This is a genomic window from Bradyrhizobium sp. Leo170 (genome assembly GCF_004296405.1).
Classification (GTDB): domain Bacteria; phylum Pseudomonadota; class Alphaproteobacteria; order Rhizobiales; family Xanthobacteraceae; genus Bradyrhizobium.
On sequence record NZ_PSRR01000241.1, the window covers coordinates 1 to 13,642 of the forward strand.

Genomic DNA, 13,642 nt, shown 5'->3' on the forward strand with positions numbered 1-13,642 from the left:
CAACGCGGCCGTTGGGCCGGCAACCGCCATACGGGCCGCGGTGGAAGCCGGGGCCGCAACCACCCGCTGCGTTAGCGGAGCTGAAGCTCGCGACCATGCCAGCCGCAACGACAGCCGCCGCCAGAAGATACTTCATTCTTGTTCTCCCATTGAGTTCTCGCCGCACGCAAATGCGACACAGTGATTCGCCACGCTGGAGTGTCGCAGACGCCGCATCACTTGTCGCGAAGCATAGTTTTCAGGACTGAACGCGATGTGAACGGAGCGGTTGCTTCTTACCGCGGAGCGAAGAAACTCGCCGCCAGCGTTGGGACTCGCCAGTCATTTGCGGGTGCAAATGACGGAGCAATGACGGCGCCAGTTCTTCGTTGCGCTCGCGCGCCGCTATTCGCCGGTCCCGAATAGCGCTGCAAATCGCTTTTCGCCGTTTCGTGAAAAGTTGACCACGCGGCTGCCCGGTGTCGAATCGCGCGCCGCCCATTTCAGCTCGGTGAAGCGCTCCATGAGCGCAGCGCCCAGCGTGCCCGCCAGATGATGCCGGCGCTCGCTCCAGTCGAGGCAGGCCTTGCACACGGGGCGGCGGGGATGGATGAGCGCGTCGGCGTCGATCTGCAGCGCCTTCGCTATGAAGCGCTTGCCTTCGCCGGTCAGCTCCATCGCATCCTTGCTCTGCCGGATCAATCGCTGCTTCTTCATGCTGTCGAGCATCTGAACGCCGAGGTCGCCGGCGAGATGGTCGTAGCAGATCCGCGCGCGCCGCAGCGCAGGGTCCTTCGGCCCGGTGCGTACGCGCATGTGGCCGGCGCGCGCGGCAAGCCCGGCAAGCCCCTCCAGCACGCCTGCGACGTCGGTGCCGGTGAGGCGGTAGTAGCGGTGGCGGCCTTGCTTTTCCGGCTCGATCAGCCCGCCAGTTTCGAGCTTGGAGAGATGCGAGCTCGCCGTCTGCGGCGTAATGCCCGCTTCCTGCGCAAGCTCGCTTGCGGTAAGCGCCCGGCCGCTCAAAAGCGCGGTGAGCATGTTGGCGCGCGCGGGGTCGCCGACCAGCGACGCGACCATGGCGATGTCAGGACCTGCCTTCATAGTTCGATCATAGCCGAAGCATTAGTGTCGGACAAGGCGATATTCTCCAAACTGCGGCCGTCATTGCGAGGAGCGCAAGCGACGAAGCAATCCACCTCTCCGCAAGCTGAGAGATGGATTGCTTCGCTCCGCTCGCAATGACGGTGGAGAACTTGGAGCAGCCCATGACCATCACCGTGTTCATCCGCTACCAGCTCGATCCCTTCAAGCGCGCGCAGTTCGAGGAATATTCCAGGCGCTGGCTCACCATTATCCCGAGATGCGGGGGCGATCTGATCGGCTACTTCATGCCGCATGAGGGCACCAACAACATCGCCTTTGCGCTGATCTCGTTCGAAAGCCTTGCCGCCTACGAGGCCTATCGCGCGCGGCTGCGCGCCGACGCCGAGGGCATGGCCAACTTCAATTTCGCCGAGGAACAGAAATTCATTCTGGCCGAAGAGCGGACTTTTTTGCGCTCGGTTACGTAGTAGGCTATCGCTTTGGGTAACGAGGGAGGTGCCGATGATCGCCGTGATCTTCGAGGTCTGGCCGAAGCCGGAACTTCGGCAGCAATATTTCGATCTTGCCGCCGAGTTGCGGCCGATCCTGGAGACCATTGACGGCTTCATTTCCGTGGAGCGCTTCGAAAGCCTGACCGAGAAAGGGAAGTTCCTGTCGATATCGTTCTTCCGCAATGAAGCCGCCGTCGAGGCCTGGCGCAATGTGGTGGAACATCGCAGGTCGCAGGCGAAGGGTCGCGCGGTCATCTTTGAGGACTACCGGATCCGGATCGCCAGCGTGGTCCGCGATTACGGCATGAACGATCGCGCGCAGGCGCCGAAGGACAGCTGTGCCGTTCATGAGCCGCACTAGCGCGTGATACGTCTGGTGTCACAAATCATCGAAAGGAGAGGAAACATGCCGGTCACGACTGCCGAGAAGCGCGCCGCGTTCAGGAAGCTGCATGAGCGCGGCTGCTTCATCCTGCCCAATCCCTTTGACGTGGGCAGCGCCCGCGCACTGCAGCAGCTCGGTTTCAAGGCGCTCGCCTCCACCAGCGCCGGCTTTGCCTGGACCATCGGCAAGGCCGACAACCGCGTCACGGTCGATGATGTCGTCAACCATCTGACGGCGCTCTGCGCCGCCGTCGATCTGCCCGTCAACGCCGATTTCGAAGGCGGCTTTGCCGTCGATCCGGACAAGGTCGCGACCAACGTCGCCCGCGGCGTCAAGACGGGGGTCGCGGGGCTCTCGATCGAGGACTCGACCGGCGATGCGGCGAAGCCGCTGTACGATTTCGACTTGGCGGTCGAGCGCATCAAGGCCGCACGCAAGGCGATCGACGCCGAGGATAGCGGCGTTCTGCTCACCGGCCGCTGCGAAGCCTTCCTGTGGGGACGGAACGATCTCAACCTCGTCATTGAGCGGCTGCAAGCCTATTCCGCCGCCGGCGCCGATTGCCTCTATGCGCCCGGCATCAAGACGAAGGAAGAGATCGCGGCGGTCGTGAAGGCCGTGCATCCCAAGCCCGTCAATCTCCTGAACGCTTCCGGCCTGTCGCTGCAGGAAGCCACTGACCTCGGCGTGCGCCGCATCAGCGTCGGCGGCTCGCTGGCGCGCGCCGCCTGGGCCGGCTTCATGAAAGCCGCACGCGAGATGGCGGAGCAGGGGACCTTCACCGAGCTCGGCCACGGCTATCCCGGCGGCGAGCTCAACAAGATGTTCAAGTAGCGGTTCAAACAAGAAACACGGCGGGCAGATCGATGCCCGCCGTGCGTGCGAGAGTGTCGGTCCTCTTACTTGTTGCTGTCCGGTTTGGCCGAATGGTCGACGTCCTGGCCGGTCGGATTAGACTGCGGCGGTGTCGGGCGGTTGGTCGCCGCGCCCGTCGTCGTGCCGGATTCGGTGTTGGCCTTCGGCACGGTCGATGGAGATGCGGGGTTGGCCGGCTGGTTCTGCGCGCTCTGCGACGGCGGAGTCGTGCCGGCATTGTTAACGGATGTGTTGTTCAGGCCATAGAACACTGCACCAAGCACCACCGCGATCGCAATCGCGAACATCGCGATCTTCGCTCCGCTGGCCGGGCCCTCGGCAAGCTCCGGATCCGGCTGCAACTCATTGTCCAGATTGTCGAGACGCGCCTGATGGCGGATCTCTTCCTCGGTCATATTGCTGCGATTAGGGTCATTCGGTTGGTTTGCCATTGGGTTTCCTCCGTTAGCCTAGGTTACAACTCGCCAACGCTCCCCGACGTTCCCGTGATCCCGCGCGCGGAGAAGAACGCACTGCACAAAACGCGCAAATGAGAATCGCGCGGCCACCTGACGCCGTCGCCGCATCCACCCGCGCGCCGCCGCTCCTCCAGGGACCTCACGGCGTTTCGCGCAACACCCCTCCGACGCACGAAGCGAAAACAAACCCGATCATTCCAGGCACGAAATTGCGAACTTCGAAAGCGAGGCGCCTGCGCACAGAATTGTGCTGCGCGGCCTTCGAAAACCGACATAGACTGGTTCTAAAGCGCTTGGATGACTAGCTAAAATCAGTCGTCGCGACCAGGAATACGAGGGCTTAGATGGGAATCAACCAGGGTCCGATCAGTCTCGACCAGAAGTATACCCAGGGTACCGGCCATATCTTCCTGACCGGCATCCAGGCTTTGGTCCGCCTGCCGATGGCGCAGATCCGCCGCGACCGCGCGGCCGGCCTCAACACCGCGGGCTTCATCTCCGGCTACCGTGGCTCCCCGCTTGGTGGCTACGACCAGCAGCTCTTCGCGGCCAAGCATCACCTCGAGCAGTACAAGATCAAGTTCCAGCCCGGCGTGAACGAGGACCTGGCTGCCACCGCGATCTGGGGCTCGCAGCAGCTCCACCTCTCGCCCGGCGCCAACTACGATGGTGTGGTCGGCATCTGGTACGGCAAGGGCCCCGGCGTCGACCGCTGCGGTGACGTGTTCCGTCACGGCAATGCGGCGGGTTCCGCCAAGCATGGCGGCGTGCTCTGCCTTGCCGGCGACGACCACGGCGCCAAATCCTCCACCGTCCCGCACCAGTCGGACCACGCCTTCATCTCGGCGCTGATGCCCTATCTCTATCCGTCCAGCATCCATGAGATGATCGAGATGGGCCTCTTGGGCATCGCGATGTCACGCTACTCCGGCTGCTGGGTCGGCATGAAGGTGATCACCGAGACCGTCGAGACCACGGCCGAGATCGACCTCAGCGACGAGATGACGCCGTTCGTGATCCCGAGCGATTTCGAGCTGCCGCCGGGCGGGCTGAACATCCGCTGGCCGGACGATCGCTTCGACCAGGATCGGCGCCTGCAAGACTACAAGGGCTATGCGGCGATCGCCTTTGCCCGTGCGAACAAGGTCAACCGCATCACCATGGATTCGCCGAACGCGCGCTACGGCATCATGGCGTCCGGCAAGAGCTATGAGGACATCCGTCAGGCGCTGCGCGAGCTCGGCATTACGCCGGAGATCGCCGCCAAGATCGGCATCCGCCTCTACAAGATCGGCATGCCCTGGCCGCTCGAGCCGGAAGGCGTGCGTAACTTTGCCGTTGGCCTGGAGGAGATCTTCATCGTCGAGGAACGGCGCGAGATCGTCGAGAACCAGGTCAAGCAGGAGCTGTTCAACTGGCGCGACGACGTCCGCCCGCGCATCGTCGGCAAGATGGACGAGCACGAGAAACGCTTCCTGACCTTCGCCGCCGAGCTCAGCGTCGCCTCGCTCGCAAGCTCGCTGACCGAGCGCCTGCTTCGGCTCAATCTCAACCCAGAGATCGCCGAGATGCTGCGTGCCAAGGCCGACTGGTTCAACGGCCGCCAGGCGACGCAAATGCAGGCCACATCCCCGATCGCCCGCGTCCCGTATTTCTGCTCGGGCTGCCCGCACAACACGTCAACAAAGGTGCCGGAAGGCAGCCGTGCCATGGCCGGCATCGGCTGTCACTTCATGGCGCTGTGGATGAACCGCAACACCGAGACCTTCACCCATATGGGCGGGGAGGGCGTGCCGTGGGTCGGCATCGCGCCGTTCACCAACGAGAACCACATCTTCGCCAATCTCGGCGATGGCACCTATTTCCATTCCGGCATTCTGGCGATCCGGCAGGCGATCGCTTCCAAGGCCAACATCACCTACAAGATCCTCTACAACGACGCGGTCGCGATGACCGGCGGCCAGCGCCACGACGGCGACCTGTCGCCGCAGCAGATCACCTTCCAGCTCCACGCCGAAGGCATCCGCGAGATCTACCTCGTCTCCGAAAATCCCGACGCCTATCCGGCCAGCACCATCGCGCCGGGTGTGAAGCTCGCTCATCGCGACGAACTCGAGAACGTCATGAAGGCGTGCCGCGAGTTCAAGGGCACGTCCGCGATCGTGTTCGTGCAGACCTGCGCCGCCGAGAAGCGCCGTCGCCGCAAGCGCGGCCTGATGGAGGACCCGCAGCGCCGCGTGCTGATCAATCCCGCCGTCTGCGAGGGCTGCGGCGACTGCTCGGTGCAGTCGAACTGCATCTCGGTCGAGCCGCTGGAGACCGAATTCGGCCGCAAGCGCACCATCAACCAGTCGACCTGCAACAAGGACTATTCGTGCGTGAAGGGTTTTTGCCCGTCCTTCGTCACTGTCGATGGCGGCAAGCTGCGCCGGCGCGCGCCGCCGGATCTCGGCGCCATCGGTGACCTGCCAGAGCTGGCCACCCGGCCATCGCTGGAGCGTCCGTATAATATCGCGGTCGGCGGCGTCGGCGGCACCGGCGTGCTGACGATTGGCGCACTGCTCGGCATGGCCGCGCATATCGAAGGCAAGGCCAGCATGATCCTGGACATGTCGGGCCTCGCGCAAAAGGGCGGGGCGGTGCTAAGCCACGTCCGCTTGTCCGATCATCCGGCCGACGTCACCTGTTCGCGCATCGTCACCGGCACCGCCGATCTCGTGCTGGCCGCCGACGAGGTGGTCGCCGCGTCGAAGGAGACGATCACGCTCTGCGAACCCAGCCGCACGGCCGGCATCATCAACAGCCATGTGATCCCGACCGCGGATTTCATTCTCAACCGCGACTTCAACTTCCAGGTTCCCAAGGTGAACTCGGTGCTGGAGAACGCCCTGCGCCAGGACTCCGCTTTCTTCGATTTCACCAGGCCGGCTGAAGCCCTGCTTGGCGACAGCATCGCCACCAACATCATGATGATGGGCTACGCCTATCAGAAGGGCCTGCTGCCGCTGTCGGCAGCTTCGATCGAGCAGGCGATTGAGGTCAACGGCGTCTCGATCAAGATGAACAAGGACGCCTTCCAGCTCGGCCGTCTTGCCGCCGCCGATCCGGCGCGGCTGGCCGAGATGATGAAGGACCAGGACGAGCCGGTCGCGCCGAAGACCCTCGATGCCATGACGCTGGACGAGATCATCGCCCATCGCAGCGCCCATCTCACCGCCTATCAGAGTGGCAGATTGGCAAAACGCTATCGCAAACTGGTCGACCAGGTGCGCGATGCCGCCACCAAGGGCGGCTATGGCGAAGCACTGCCGCGCGCGGTTGCGATCAACTACGCCAAATTGCTCGCCTACAAGGACGAGTATGAGGTGGCGCGGCTCTACACCGACGGCCGGTTCGAGCACCAGCTTCGCGAGCAGTTCGAAGGCGATTTCAAGTTCAACTTCAACCTCGCGCCGCCGATCTTGGCGCGCGGCGTCGACGCCCAGGGCCGCCCGAAGAAGCGCGCCTTCGGTCCGTGGATGCTGAATGCCTTCCGCGTGCTGGCCAGGCTGCGTTTCCTGCGCGGTACACCGCTCGACATCTTCGGCTACAGCGCCGACCGCAAGCTCGAGCGCGATTTGATCGCAGGCTACGAGAAGGACGTCGCGACGGTGCTCGGTCTCTTGTCGCCGGCCACGGTCGAGACCGCTGTCGAATTGCTCTCGCTGCCCGACCGCATCCGCGGCTACGGCCCGGTGAAGGAAAAGGCGGTGCAGGACGCAAAAGCCCGCTACGCCCAACTCGCCGCCGACCTGGCCAACCCGCCGCCGGCCCCGCGCCAGATGGCAGCCGAGTAGGGCACTGCCGTTAGGCTGGGCAAAGCGGAGCGTGCCCACCTTTCTTGCACCGAACGTGGATGGTGGGCACGCTCCGCTTTGCCCACCCTACGATCCTGTGCCGCGTCTCCCTCGATGTTTGCTCTCTCGCCGCACGGAATATTTCCGCGCTTGCCAAGGCCTGCCTGACGGTCCAGAAAAATGCTCGCACTAGAAACGCCAGCGGAGAACGAGTTGACCATCAAAGGCAAGGCTTACATTGCCGGCATCTATGAGCATCCCACCCGGCATGCTCCCGACAAATCCACCGCGCAGCTCCATGCCGAGGTCGCCAAGGGCGCGATCGAGGATGCGGGGCTGACCAAGGACGATATCGACGGCTATTTCCTCGCCGGCGACGCGCCCGGCGGGCTCTGGCCGATGGTCGATTATCTCGGCCTCAAGGTACGTCACGTCGATTCCACCGAGACCGGCGGCTGTTCCTATCTGATCCATCTCGGCCATGCCGCGCAGGCGATCGCCGCCGGCAAATGTTCGATCGCGCTGGTGACGCTCGCCGGCAAGCCGCGCACCGGGGTGATGCCGCCGCGCGCCGCCGGCGCCGAGGCCGATTTCGAGTCCGCCTACGGGGCTACCACGCATAACGCCTACGGTATGTGTGCCATGCGCCACATGCACGATTACGGCACCACCAGCGAGCAGCTCGCCTGGATCAAGGTCGCCGCGTCCCATCACGCGCAATACAACCCCCACGCGATGCTGAAGGAAGTCGTCACCGTCGAGGACGTGCTGAACTCGCCGATGATCTCCGATCCGCTGCATCGCATGGATTGCTGCGTCGTCACCGATGGCGGTGGCGCGATGATCGTCACCACGCCCGAGATCGCCAAGAGCCTGAAGAAGCCGCTGGTGCGCCTGATCGGCCATGGCGAAGCGATAAAGGGCCCGCGCGGCGGCAAGGATCTCGATCTCACTTATTCCGCCGGCGTGTGGTCCGGCCCGCGCGCTTTCGAAGAAGCGGGCGTGACGCCGAAGGATATCAAATACGCTTCGATCTACGACAGCTTCACCATCACCGTGCTGATGCAGCTCGAGGATCTCGGTTTCTGCAAGAAAGGCGAGGGCGGCAAGTTCGTCGCCGACGGCAATTTGATTTCCGGTGTCGGCAAATTGCCGTTCAATACCGACGGCGGCGGGCTCTGCAGCAACCATCCCGTCAACCGCGGCGGCATGACCAAGATCCTCGAAGCTGTCAGGCAATTGCGCGGCGAAGCGCATCCGAAGGTGCAGGTGCCCAATTGCGATCTTGCGATTGCGCATGGCACCGGCGGCCTGCTCGGCGTCCGCCACGCCGCCTCGACCTGCATTCTGGAGCGCGTGTGATGACTGAAGCGAAGAAATACAATGCGCCGGTGACGAACCCGGAAAGCGCGCCGTTCTGGGAAGCGGCCAAGCAAGGCAAGTTCCTGATCAAGCGCTGCACCGCCTGCGGCGAGCCGCATTACTTCCCGCGCTCGATCTGCCCGTTCTGCTTCTCCGACAAGACGGTGTGGGAGGAGAGTTCGGGCGAGGCGACGGTCTATACCTACAGCCTGATGCGAAAGTCGCCGACCGGTCCATATGCGATCGCCTATGTCACGCTGAGGGAAGGCCCGTCGCTGCAGACCAATATCGTCGACTGCGACCTGGACAAGATCAGGATCGGCCAGAAGGTGAAGGTGGTGTGGAAGCCAACCGACGGCGCGCCATTGCCGTTCTTCACGGTGGCCTAAAAAATACCTTCTCCCCTTGTGGGAGAAGGTGGCGCGCATGCAATGCGCGTCGGATGAGGGGTTCTCTCCGCAGGTTCGGTGCTCGCGGGAGCAACCCCTTCACCCGAACGAGTTTGTTGCCGGCAGCGGAACTGCCCTCTCCCGCAAGGGGAGAGGGCGCTGTAACGGGCGCCGGCGAAGCGGATATCCGGGGAGGAACGAGAAAAATGCCGATCAATTACGAGCAACTGAGGGCCCTGAAAAACCTCGGCCAGAAGTACAGCTACGGCGATCGCGAGGTGATGCTCTACGCCTATGGCATCGGCATCGGCGCCGATCCCATGGACGAGCGCGAACTCGCTTTCGTCAATGAGGCGACGCTGACGCCGCGTCCGCTGAAGGTGGTGCCGACCTTCGCATCGGTGGCGGCCTGGGGCGCCGGCCCCGGGGAGATGAATCTCAATCGCGTCCTCGTCGTCGACGGCGAGCGCGACATCACCTTCCACAAGCCGCTGGCGACCGCCGCAAACATCACTGCTGATTCCAGCGTGCTCGACGTCTTCGACAAGGGCAAGGACAAGGGCGCGGTGATCCGCCACCAGACCATCCTCAGGGATGAGAAGGGCGAGAAGCTGGTCACGCTGGTCGCCTCGCGCTTCGCCCGCGGCGATGGCGGCTTTGGCGGACCGTCCGAGGGCCAGCCCGAGCCGCACAAGGTGCCGGAGCGCGCGCCCGACCGGACCGTCGACATCGCAACGCGCCCGGACCAGGCGCTGATCTACCGCCTCTGCGGCGACCGCAACCCGCTGCACTCCGATCCGGAGTTCGCGAAAAAAGCAGGCTTCCCGCGGCCAATCCTGCACGGCATGTGCACCTACGGCATCACCTGCCGCGGCGTGCTGCAGACCTATGCCGATTACGATCCGTCCGCCTTCAAGCAGCACGTCGCGCGCTTCTCCTCGCCCGTGTTTCCCGGCGAGACCGTGACCATGGATCTCTGGAAGGACGGCAACGTGATCTCATTCGAGGCCAAGGTGAAATCGCGCGGCGTCACCGTGATCCGCAGCGGCAAGACGGTGCTGGGTTGATGATTCCGGTGGAGGCGCTTTGAGCTGTCTCGTCATGCCCGGGCTTGTCCCGGGCATCCACGTCTTTCTTGCCAATGGCGACAAAGGTCGTGGATGGCCGGGACAAGCCCGGCCATGACGGAGAAAAGGAATAACGAAGCGGGAGAAACAACCATGGGATTACTCGACGGCAAGGTGGCGCTGATCACCGGCGCGGGCGGCGGACTCGGTGAAGCCTACGCAAAACTGTTCGCGCGCGAGGGCGCGGCGGTGGTGGTCAACGATCTCGGCGGCCCGCGTGATGGCTCGGGCGCCGACAAGTCGATGGCGCAGCAGGTGGTGGATGCGATCAAGGCCGAGGGCGGCCGCGCGGTCGCCAATGGCGCCGACATCTCGACGCTGGAGGGCGGCCAGTCGGTGTTCGACGATGCCATCAAGAATTTCGGCCGCGCCGACATTCTCGTCAACAATGCCGGCATCCTGCGCGACCAGACCTTCGCCAAATCGAGCGAGGCCGACTGGGACAGGGTGATCAAGGTGCATCTGAAAGGCACGTTCTGCTGCACGCTGCCGGTGTTCCGATGGATGCGCGAGAACGGCGGCGGCGTCATCGTCAACACCTCCTCGACCTCGGGGCTGATCGGCAATTTCGGCCAGAGCAATTATGGTGCGGCCAAGGGCGGCATCTGGGGCTTCTCCAACGTGCTCGCGATCGAGGGCCGCAAATACAACATCCGGATCTGGACGCTGGCGCCGGGCGCGCTGACCCGCATGACCGCAGACCTGCCCCGCTATAAAGAAAACCCCGGCGCTGCGCTCGACCCGGACGGCATTGCGCCGGCCGTGCTATACATGGTCAGCGACTTGTCGGGCGACCAGACCGGCAAGGTGCTCGGCGTCTCCGGCCCGCGCGGGGTCAGGGAGATGCGGATGATGGAAATGGAAGGCTGGAAGCCGCCGTTCACGGGCTGGAAGGCCGAGGATATCGTCACCCACGCCAAGGACATCTTCTTCTCGGAAGAGCAGATCAAGATGGGCGCGCGGCGGTTTTGAAGTACACAGTCGTTCCGGCCACGCGCAGCGTGAACCCGGAACCTCGAGATTCCGGGTTCGATGCTGCGCATCGCCCCGGAATGACAAGAGAGGATAGAGGCACGAATGACGAAGCTCACCGCCCAGGCCGCCGGCACCTTTGCGATCGCGCCGACGCCGTTCCATGACGACGGCCGCATCGACGAGCGTTCGATCGACCGGCTCAGCGACTTCTACACCGAGGTCGGCTGCGACGGCGTCACCGTGCTCGGCATCCTGGGCGAGGCGCCAAAGCTCGATGCCGCCGAGGCTGAGCAGGTGGCTGTTCGCTTCGTCAAGCGCGCCAAGGATCTGCAGGTGATCGTCGGCGTGTCCGCGCCGGGCTTCGCCTCGATGCGCTCGCTGGCCAAGGCATCGATGGATGCCGGCGCCGCCGGCGTCATGATCGCGCCGCCGCCGCACCTGCGCACCGACGACCAGATCACCGCCTATTTCAAGCAGGCGCAGGAAGCGATCGGCGACGACATTCCATGGGTGCTGCAGGACTACCCGCTGACGCTCACGGTGGTGTTCACGCCGGCGGTGATCCGCAAGATCGTGATGGACTGCCCGTCCTGCGTGATGCTCAAGCACGAGGATTGGCCGGGTCTGGAGAAGATCACCACGCTGCGCAATTTCCAGAAGGACGGCTCGCTGCGCCCGCTGTCCATCCTGGTCGGCAATGGCGGCCTGTTCCTCGATTTCGAGATGGAGCGCGGCGCCGATGGCGCGATGACGGGCTACGCATTCCCCGAGCTTTTGATCGACGTGGTCAAGCTCTCCAAGGCCGGCAAGCGCGACGCCGCGCATGATCTGTTCGACGCACATCTGCCGCTGATCCGCTACGAGCAGCAGCCGGGCGTCGGGCTCACCGTGCGCAAATATGTGCTGCAGAAGCGCGGCATCATCGCCTCCAGCGCCCAGCGCAAGCCGGGCGCCGTCATCACGCCGCAGGCGAGGGCGGAGGTCGATTACCTCCTGTCGCGCGTGGCCCGCGTCGACCGCCGCGCCAATCTGCAGCCGCAGTCCAGCGCCGCAGGCTAGCCATGGCCGAGACCGTTACGCCGCGCCCTGCCTCCACCATCCTGCTGCTCCGCGACGCGGCGGCACGGCGGGAAATCGAAATCTTCATGATGGTCCGCCATTACGAAATCGATTTCTCCTCCGGCGCGCTGGTGTTTCCCGGCGGCAGCGTCGACAAGGGCGACAAGGAGATCATCGCCAACCACGCGCTCTATTCCGCCGGCGAGGGGCTCGACGAGAGCGCGCTCAGCTTCCGCATCGGCGCTATCAGAGAAACCTTCGAGGAGAGCGGCATCCTGCTGGCGCGGCCGAAGGGATCGAGCGAACTGGTGGATGCCACCCGCGCCCGCGAGATCGAGCTCGCGCATCGGAGCCGGCTCTGCGAAAGCAAAACCAGCTTCCTGAACGTGCTGGCCGAGACCGGCATGGTGCTGGCGCTCGACGAACTCGTCCCTTACGCGCACTGGATCACGCCGGAAGGCATGCCGAAGCGGTTCGACACCTGGTTCTTCCTCGCCGCGGCGCCTCCAGAGCAGCTCGGTACCCATGACGGCAGGGAATCCACCGATTCGATCTGGGTTTCCCCCCGTGAGGCCTTGGAAGGCGGGGAAAGCGGCCGCTTCAAGCTACCGTTCCCGACCACCCGCAACCTGATCAGGCTAGGCAAGCAGGCCAGCGTCGGCGAGGCGCTGCAGGACAGCCGCGGCAAATCCATCGTCACGGTGATGCCCGTCATGACCAAGACCGCCACCGGCCGCCAGCTCCGCATTCCGCTCGAGGCCGGCTATGACGGCGAGGTCTTCGAGGTCGGCGCCGCCGGCTAATCGCGGGCGGCGCGCCTGCTCAGCCCGGACGGACTATGTGGGCCTCTTAATGGAGAAGTCTCCGCAGACGTAATTCCAATTCGTCAGCACCTTGTTGATCCATGATCGGTCCGAGGAAACGATCAATCCAGTGATGTTTTTCGAATCTGGGCCGAACATCGGCTTCATTGCGAGCACGTTTTCGAACGATACGGTGGTGTCATCATTCTTGGCCTTGAAGACAAGAAAAATAGATGACGCTCCGTCGATGAACAGTCCTGTCGTGTCTTTCGCTTCTTCGTAACAGCCGAAACGGATGTATCGTCTCTCGGGAGGAGGCTGAGTATTTCGGCGGTGAGCTTCTTAATAAGATCAAAGCGTTTGTAAGAACCGTTGCCGCCAACGACCAGGTCCGATGTCTTGTCGACGACTGCAATATCTTCGGCAAGAAGAGTGGTGAGATGGTCGACCGCTTGCTGAGGATGCGGATTGTTTCTTGCATATTGGGCGAGGGATATGACGAGATCATCGACCTTGGAAGCTATCACCCTGAATTTTGGTTGAGTGCTGCTTGGATCGACGGGAAGAAGGTACCGGTCAATGTCGTCTCGGCCGAATTTCTGCTCGGCCAGGAAGTCCTTCCAAATCAGACTGTTTTGGTCCCTGCGGCCTGCAATTGCCATCGCGTAAGGGTATGAAAGGCAATCCAGCATCTGGCCTTTGTTGATGCCGGCCTTGCCGGCAAGCGCAATCATTCCATAAGCGATATCGATCGTGGAGCGAAAACCAAGGTCCGATATCCCGGCGCGGGCAGCTAGG

At 63.5% G+C, this 13,642-nt stretch carries 14 protein-coding genes; 10 read left to right on the plus strand and 4 right to left on the minus strand.

The window, feature by feature from the left end; all coding sequences use genetic code 11:
- Together CWO89_RS49690 and CWO89_RS30465 are read right to left on the minus strand one after the other, a co-directional pair.
- A partial coding sequence (locus CWO89_RS49690; RefSeq protein WP_502702927.1) for a GCG_CRPN prefix-to-repeats domain-containing protein occupies window positions 1-136 on the minus strand: 136 nt, incomplete at its 3' end.
- A gap of 248 nt (window positions 137-384) precedes the next feature.
- Window positions 385-1,080 (minus strand): ArsR/SmtB family transcription factor, encoded by a 696-nt coding sequence (locus tag CWO89_RS30465; RefSeq protein ID WP_165421400.1) that lies wholly within the window; start codon window positions 1,078-1,080, stop codon window positions 385-387.
- Window positions 1,081-1,244: 164 nt separating this feature from the next.
- Here CWO89_RS30465 and CWO89_RS30470 point away from each other — a divergent pair, with 164 nt between their 5' ends.
- The 3 genes from CWO89_RS30470 to CWO89_RS30480 are packed head-to-tail and all read left to right on the plus strand — an operon-like array spanning window position 1,245 to window position 2,793.
- Window positions 1,245-1,550, plus strand: coding sequence for an NIPSNAP family protein (locus CWO89_RS30470; protein WP_130582248.1), 306 nt, complete (start codon window positions 1,245-1,247; stop codon window positions 1,548-1,550).
- Between the two features lie 34 nt (window positions 1,551-1,584).
- Entirely contained in the window at window positions 1,585-1,935 is a 351-nt protein-coding gene (locus tag CWO89_RS30475; protein ID WP_130582250.1) for an antibiotic biosynthesis monooxygenase family protein, read from the plus strand.
- A gap of 45 nt (window positions 1,936-1,980) precedes the next feature.
- Window positions 1,981-2,793, plus strand: a complete 813-nt coding sequence (locus tag CWO89_RS30480; RefSeq protein ID WP_130582252.1) for an isocitrate lyase/PEP mutase family protein — start codon at window positions 1,981-1,983, stop codon at window positions 2,791-2,793.
- Window positions 2,794-2,858: 65 nt separating this feature from the next.
- Here CWO89_RS30480 and CWO89_RS30485 read toward each other — a convergent pair whose 3' ends face one another.
- Window positions 2,859-3,266, minus strand: a complete 408-nt coding sequence (locus tag CWO89_RS30485) for a hypothetical protein (RefSeq protein ID WP_130582254.1) — start codon at window positions 3,264-3,266, stop codon at window positions 2,859-2,861.
- 371 nt (window positions 3,267-3,637) lie between these two features.
- Here CWO89_RS30485 and CWO89_RS30490 point away from each other — a divergent pair, with 371 nt between their 5' ends.
- The 7 genes from CWO89_RS30490 (at window position 3,638) to CWO89_RS30520 (ending at window position 12,844) form a co-directional block, all read left to right on the plus strand.
- A complete protein-coding gene (locus CWO89_RS30490; protein WP_130582255.1) occupies window positions 3,638-7,129 on the plus strand; it encodes an indolepyruvate ferredoxin oxidoreductase family protein in 3,492 nt (1,163 codons plus the stop codon).
- Window positions 7,130-7,342: 213 nt separating this feature from the next.
- Window positions 7,343-8,491: a thiolase family protein gene (locus CWO89_RS30495; protein ID WP_130582257.1), complete on the plus strand. Its 1,149-nt coding sequence runs from the start codon at window positions 7,343-7,345 to the stop codon at window positions 8,489-8,491.
- Window positions 8,491-8,880 (plus strand): Zn-ribbon domain-containing OB-fold protein, encoded by a 390-nt coding sequence (locus CWO89_RS30500; protein WP_130582258.1) that lies wholly within the window; start codon window positions 8,491-8,493, stop codon window positions 8,878-8,880. The genes CWO89_RS30495 and CWO89_RS30500 overlap by 1 nt, the downstream gene beginning before the upstream one ends.
- Window positions 8,881-9,086: 206 nt before the next feature.
- A complete protein-coding gene (locus tag CWO89_RS30505) occupies window positions 9,087-9,947 on the plus strand; it encodes a MaoC family dehydratase (RefSeq protein WP_130582259.1) in 861 nt (286 codons plus the stop codon).
- A 153-nt stretch (window positions 9,948-10,100) separates the two neighbouring features.
- Window positions 10,101-10,979 (plus strand): SDR family oxidoreductase, encoded by an 879-nt coding sequence (locus tag CWO89_RS30510; RefSeq protein ID WP_130582260.1) that lies wholly within the window; start codon window positions 10,101-10,103, stop codon window positions 10,977-10,979.
- 105 nt (window positions 10,980-11,084) lie between these two features.
- Window positions 11,085-12,041: a dihydrodipicolinate synthase family protein gene (locus tag CWO89_RS30515; protein ID WP_130582261.1), complete on the plus strand. Its 957-nt coding sequence runs from the start codon at window positions 11,085-11,087 to the stop codon at window positions 12,039-12,041.
- Between the two features lie 2 nt (window positions 12,042-12,043).
- Window positions 12,044-12,844, plus strand: a complete 801-nt coding sequence (locus CWO89_RS30520; RefSeq protein ID WP_130582262.1) for an NUDIX hydrolase — start codon at window positions 12,044-12,046, stop codon at window positions 12,842-12,844.
- Window positions 12,845-13,008: 164 nt separating this feature from the next.
- On the opposite strand, the gene CWO89_RS46230 is transcribed toward CWO89_RS30520, so the two are convergent.
- Window positions 13,009-13,642, minus strand: a 634-nt coding sequence (locus tag CWO89_RS46230) for a hypothetical protein (protein ID WP_165421401.1), incomplete at its 5' end; no start/stop codon positions are given.

Bases quoted from the DNA above. Each gene is read 5' to 3' on its own strand.
- CWO89_RS30465 (WP_165421400.1), bottom strand. From the start codon at position 1,080: ATGAAGGCAGGTCCTGACATCGCCATGGTCGCGTCGCTGGTCGGCGAC.
- CWO89_RS30470 (WP_130582248.1), top strand. From the start codon at position 1,245: ATGACCATCACCGTGTTCATCCGCTACCAGCTCGATCCCTTCAAGCGC.
- CWO89_RS30475 (WP_130582250.1), top strand. From the start codon at position 1,585: ATGATCGCCGTGATCTTCGAGGTCTGGCCGAAGCCGGAACTTCGGCAG.
- CWO89_RS30480 (WP_130582252.1), top strand. From the start codon at position 1,981: ATGCCGGTCACGACTGCCGAGAAGCGCGCCGCGTTCAGGAAGCTGCAT.
- CWO89_RS30485 (WP_130582254.1), bottom strand. From the start codon at position 3,266: ATGGCAAACCAACCGAATGACCCTAATCGCAGCAATATGACCGAGGAA.
- CWO89_RS30490 (WP_130582255.1), top strand. From the start codon at position 3,638: ATGGGAATCAACCAGGGTCCGATCAGTCTCGACCAGAAGTATACCCAG.
- CWO89_RS30500 (WP_130582258.1), top strand. From the start codon at position 8,491: ATGACTGAAGCGAAGAAATACAATGCGCCGGTGACGAACCCGGAAAGC.
- CWO89_RS30505 (WP_130582259.1), top strand. From the start codon at position 9,087: ATGCCGATCAATTACGAGCAACTGAGGGCCCTGAAAAACCTCGGCCAG.
- CWO89_RS30510 (WP_130582260.1), top strand. From the start codon at position 10,101: ATGGGATTACTCGACGGCAAGGTGGCGCTGATCACCGGCGCGGGCGGC.
- CWO89_RS30515 (WP_130582261.1), top strand. From the start codon at position 11,085: ATGACGAAGCTCACCGCCCAGGCCGCCGGCACCTTTGCGATCGCGCCG.
- CWO89_RS30520 (WP_130582262.1), top strand. From the start codon at position 12,044: ATGGCCGAGACCGTTACGCCGCGCCCTGCCTCCACCATCCTGCTGCTC.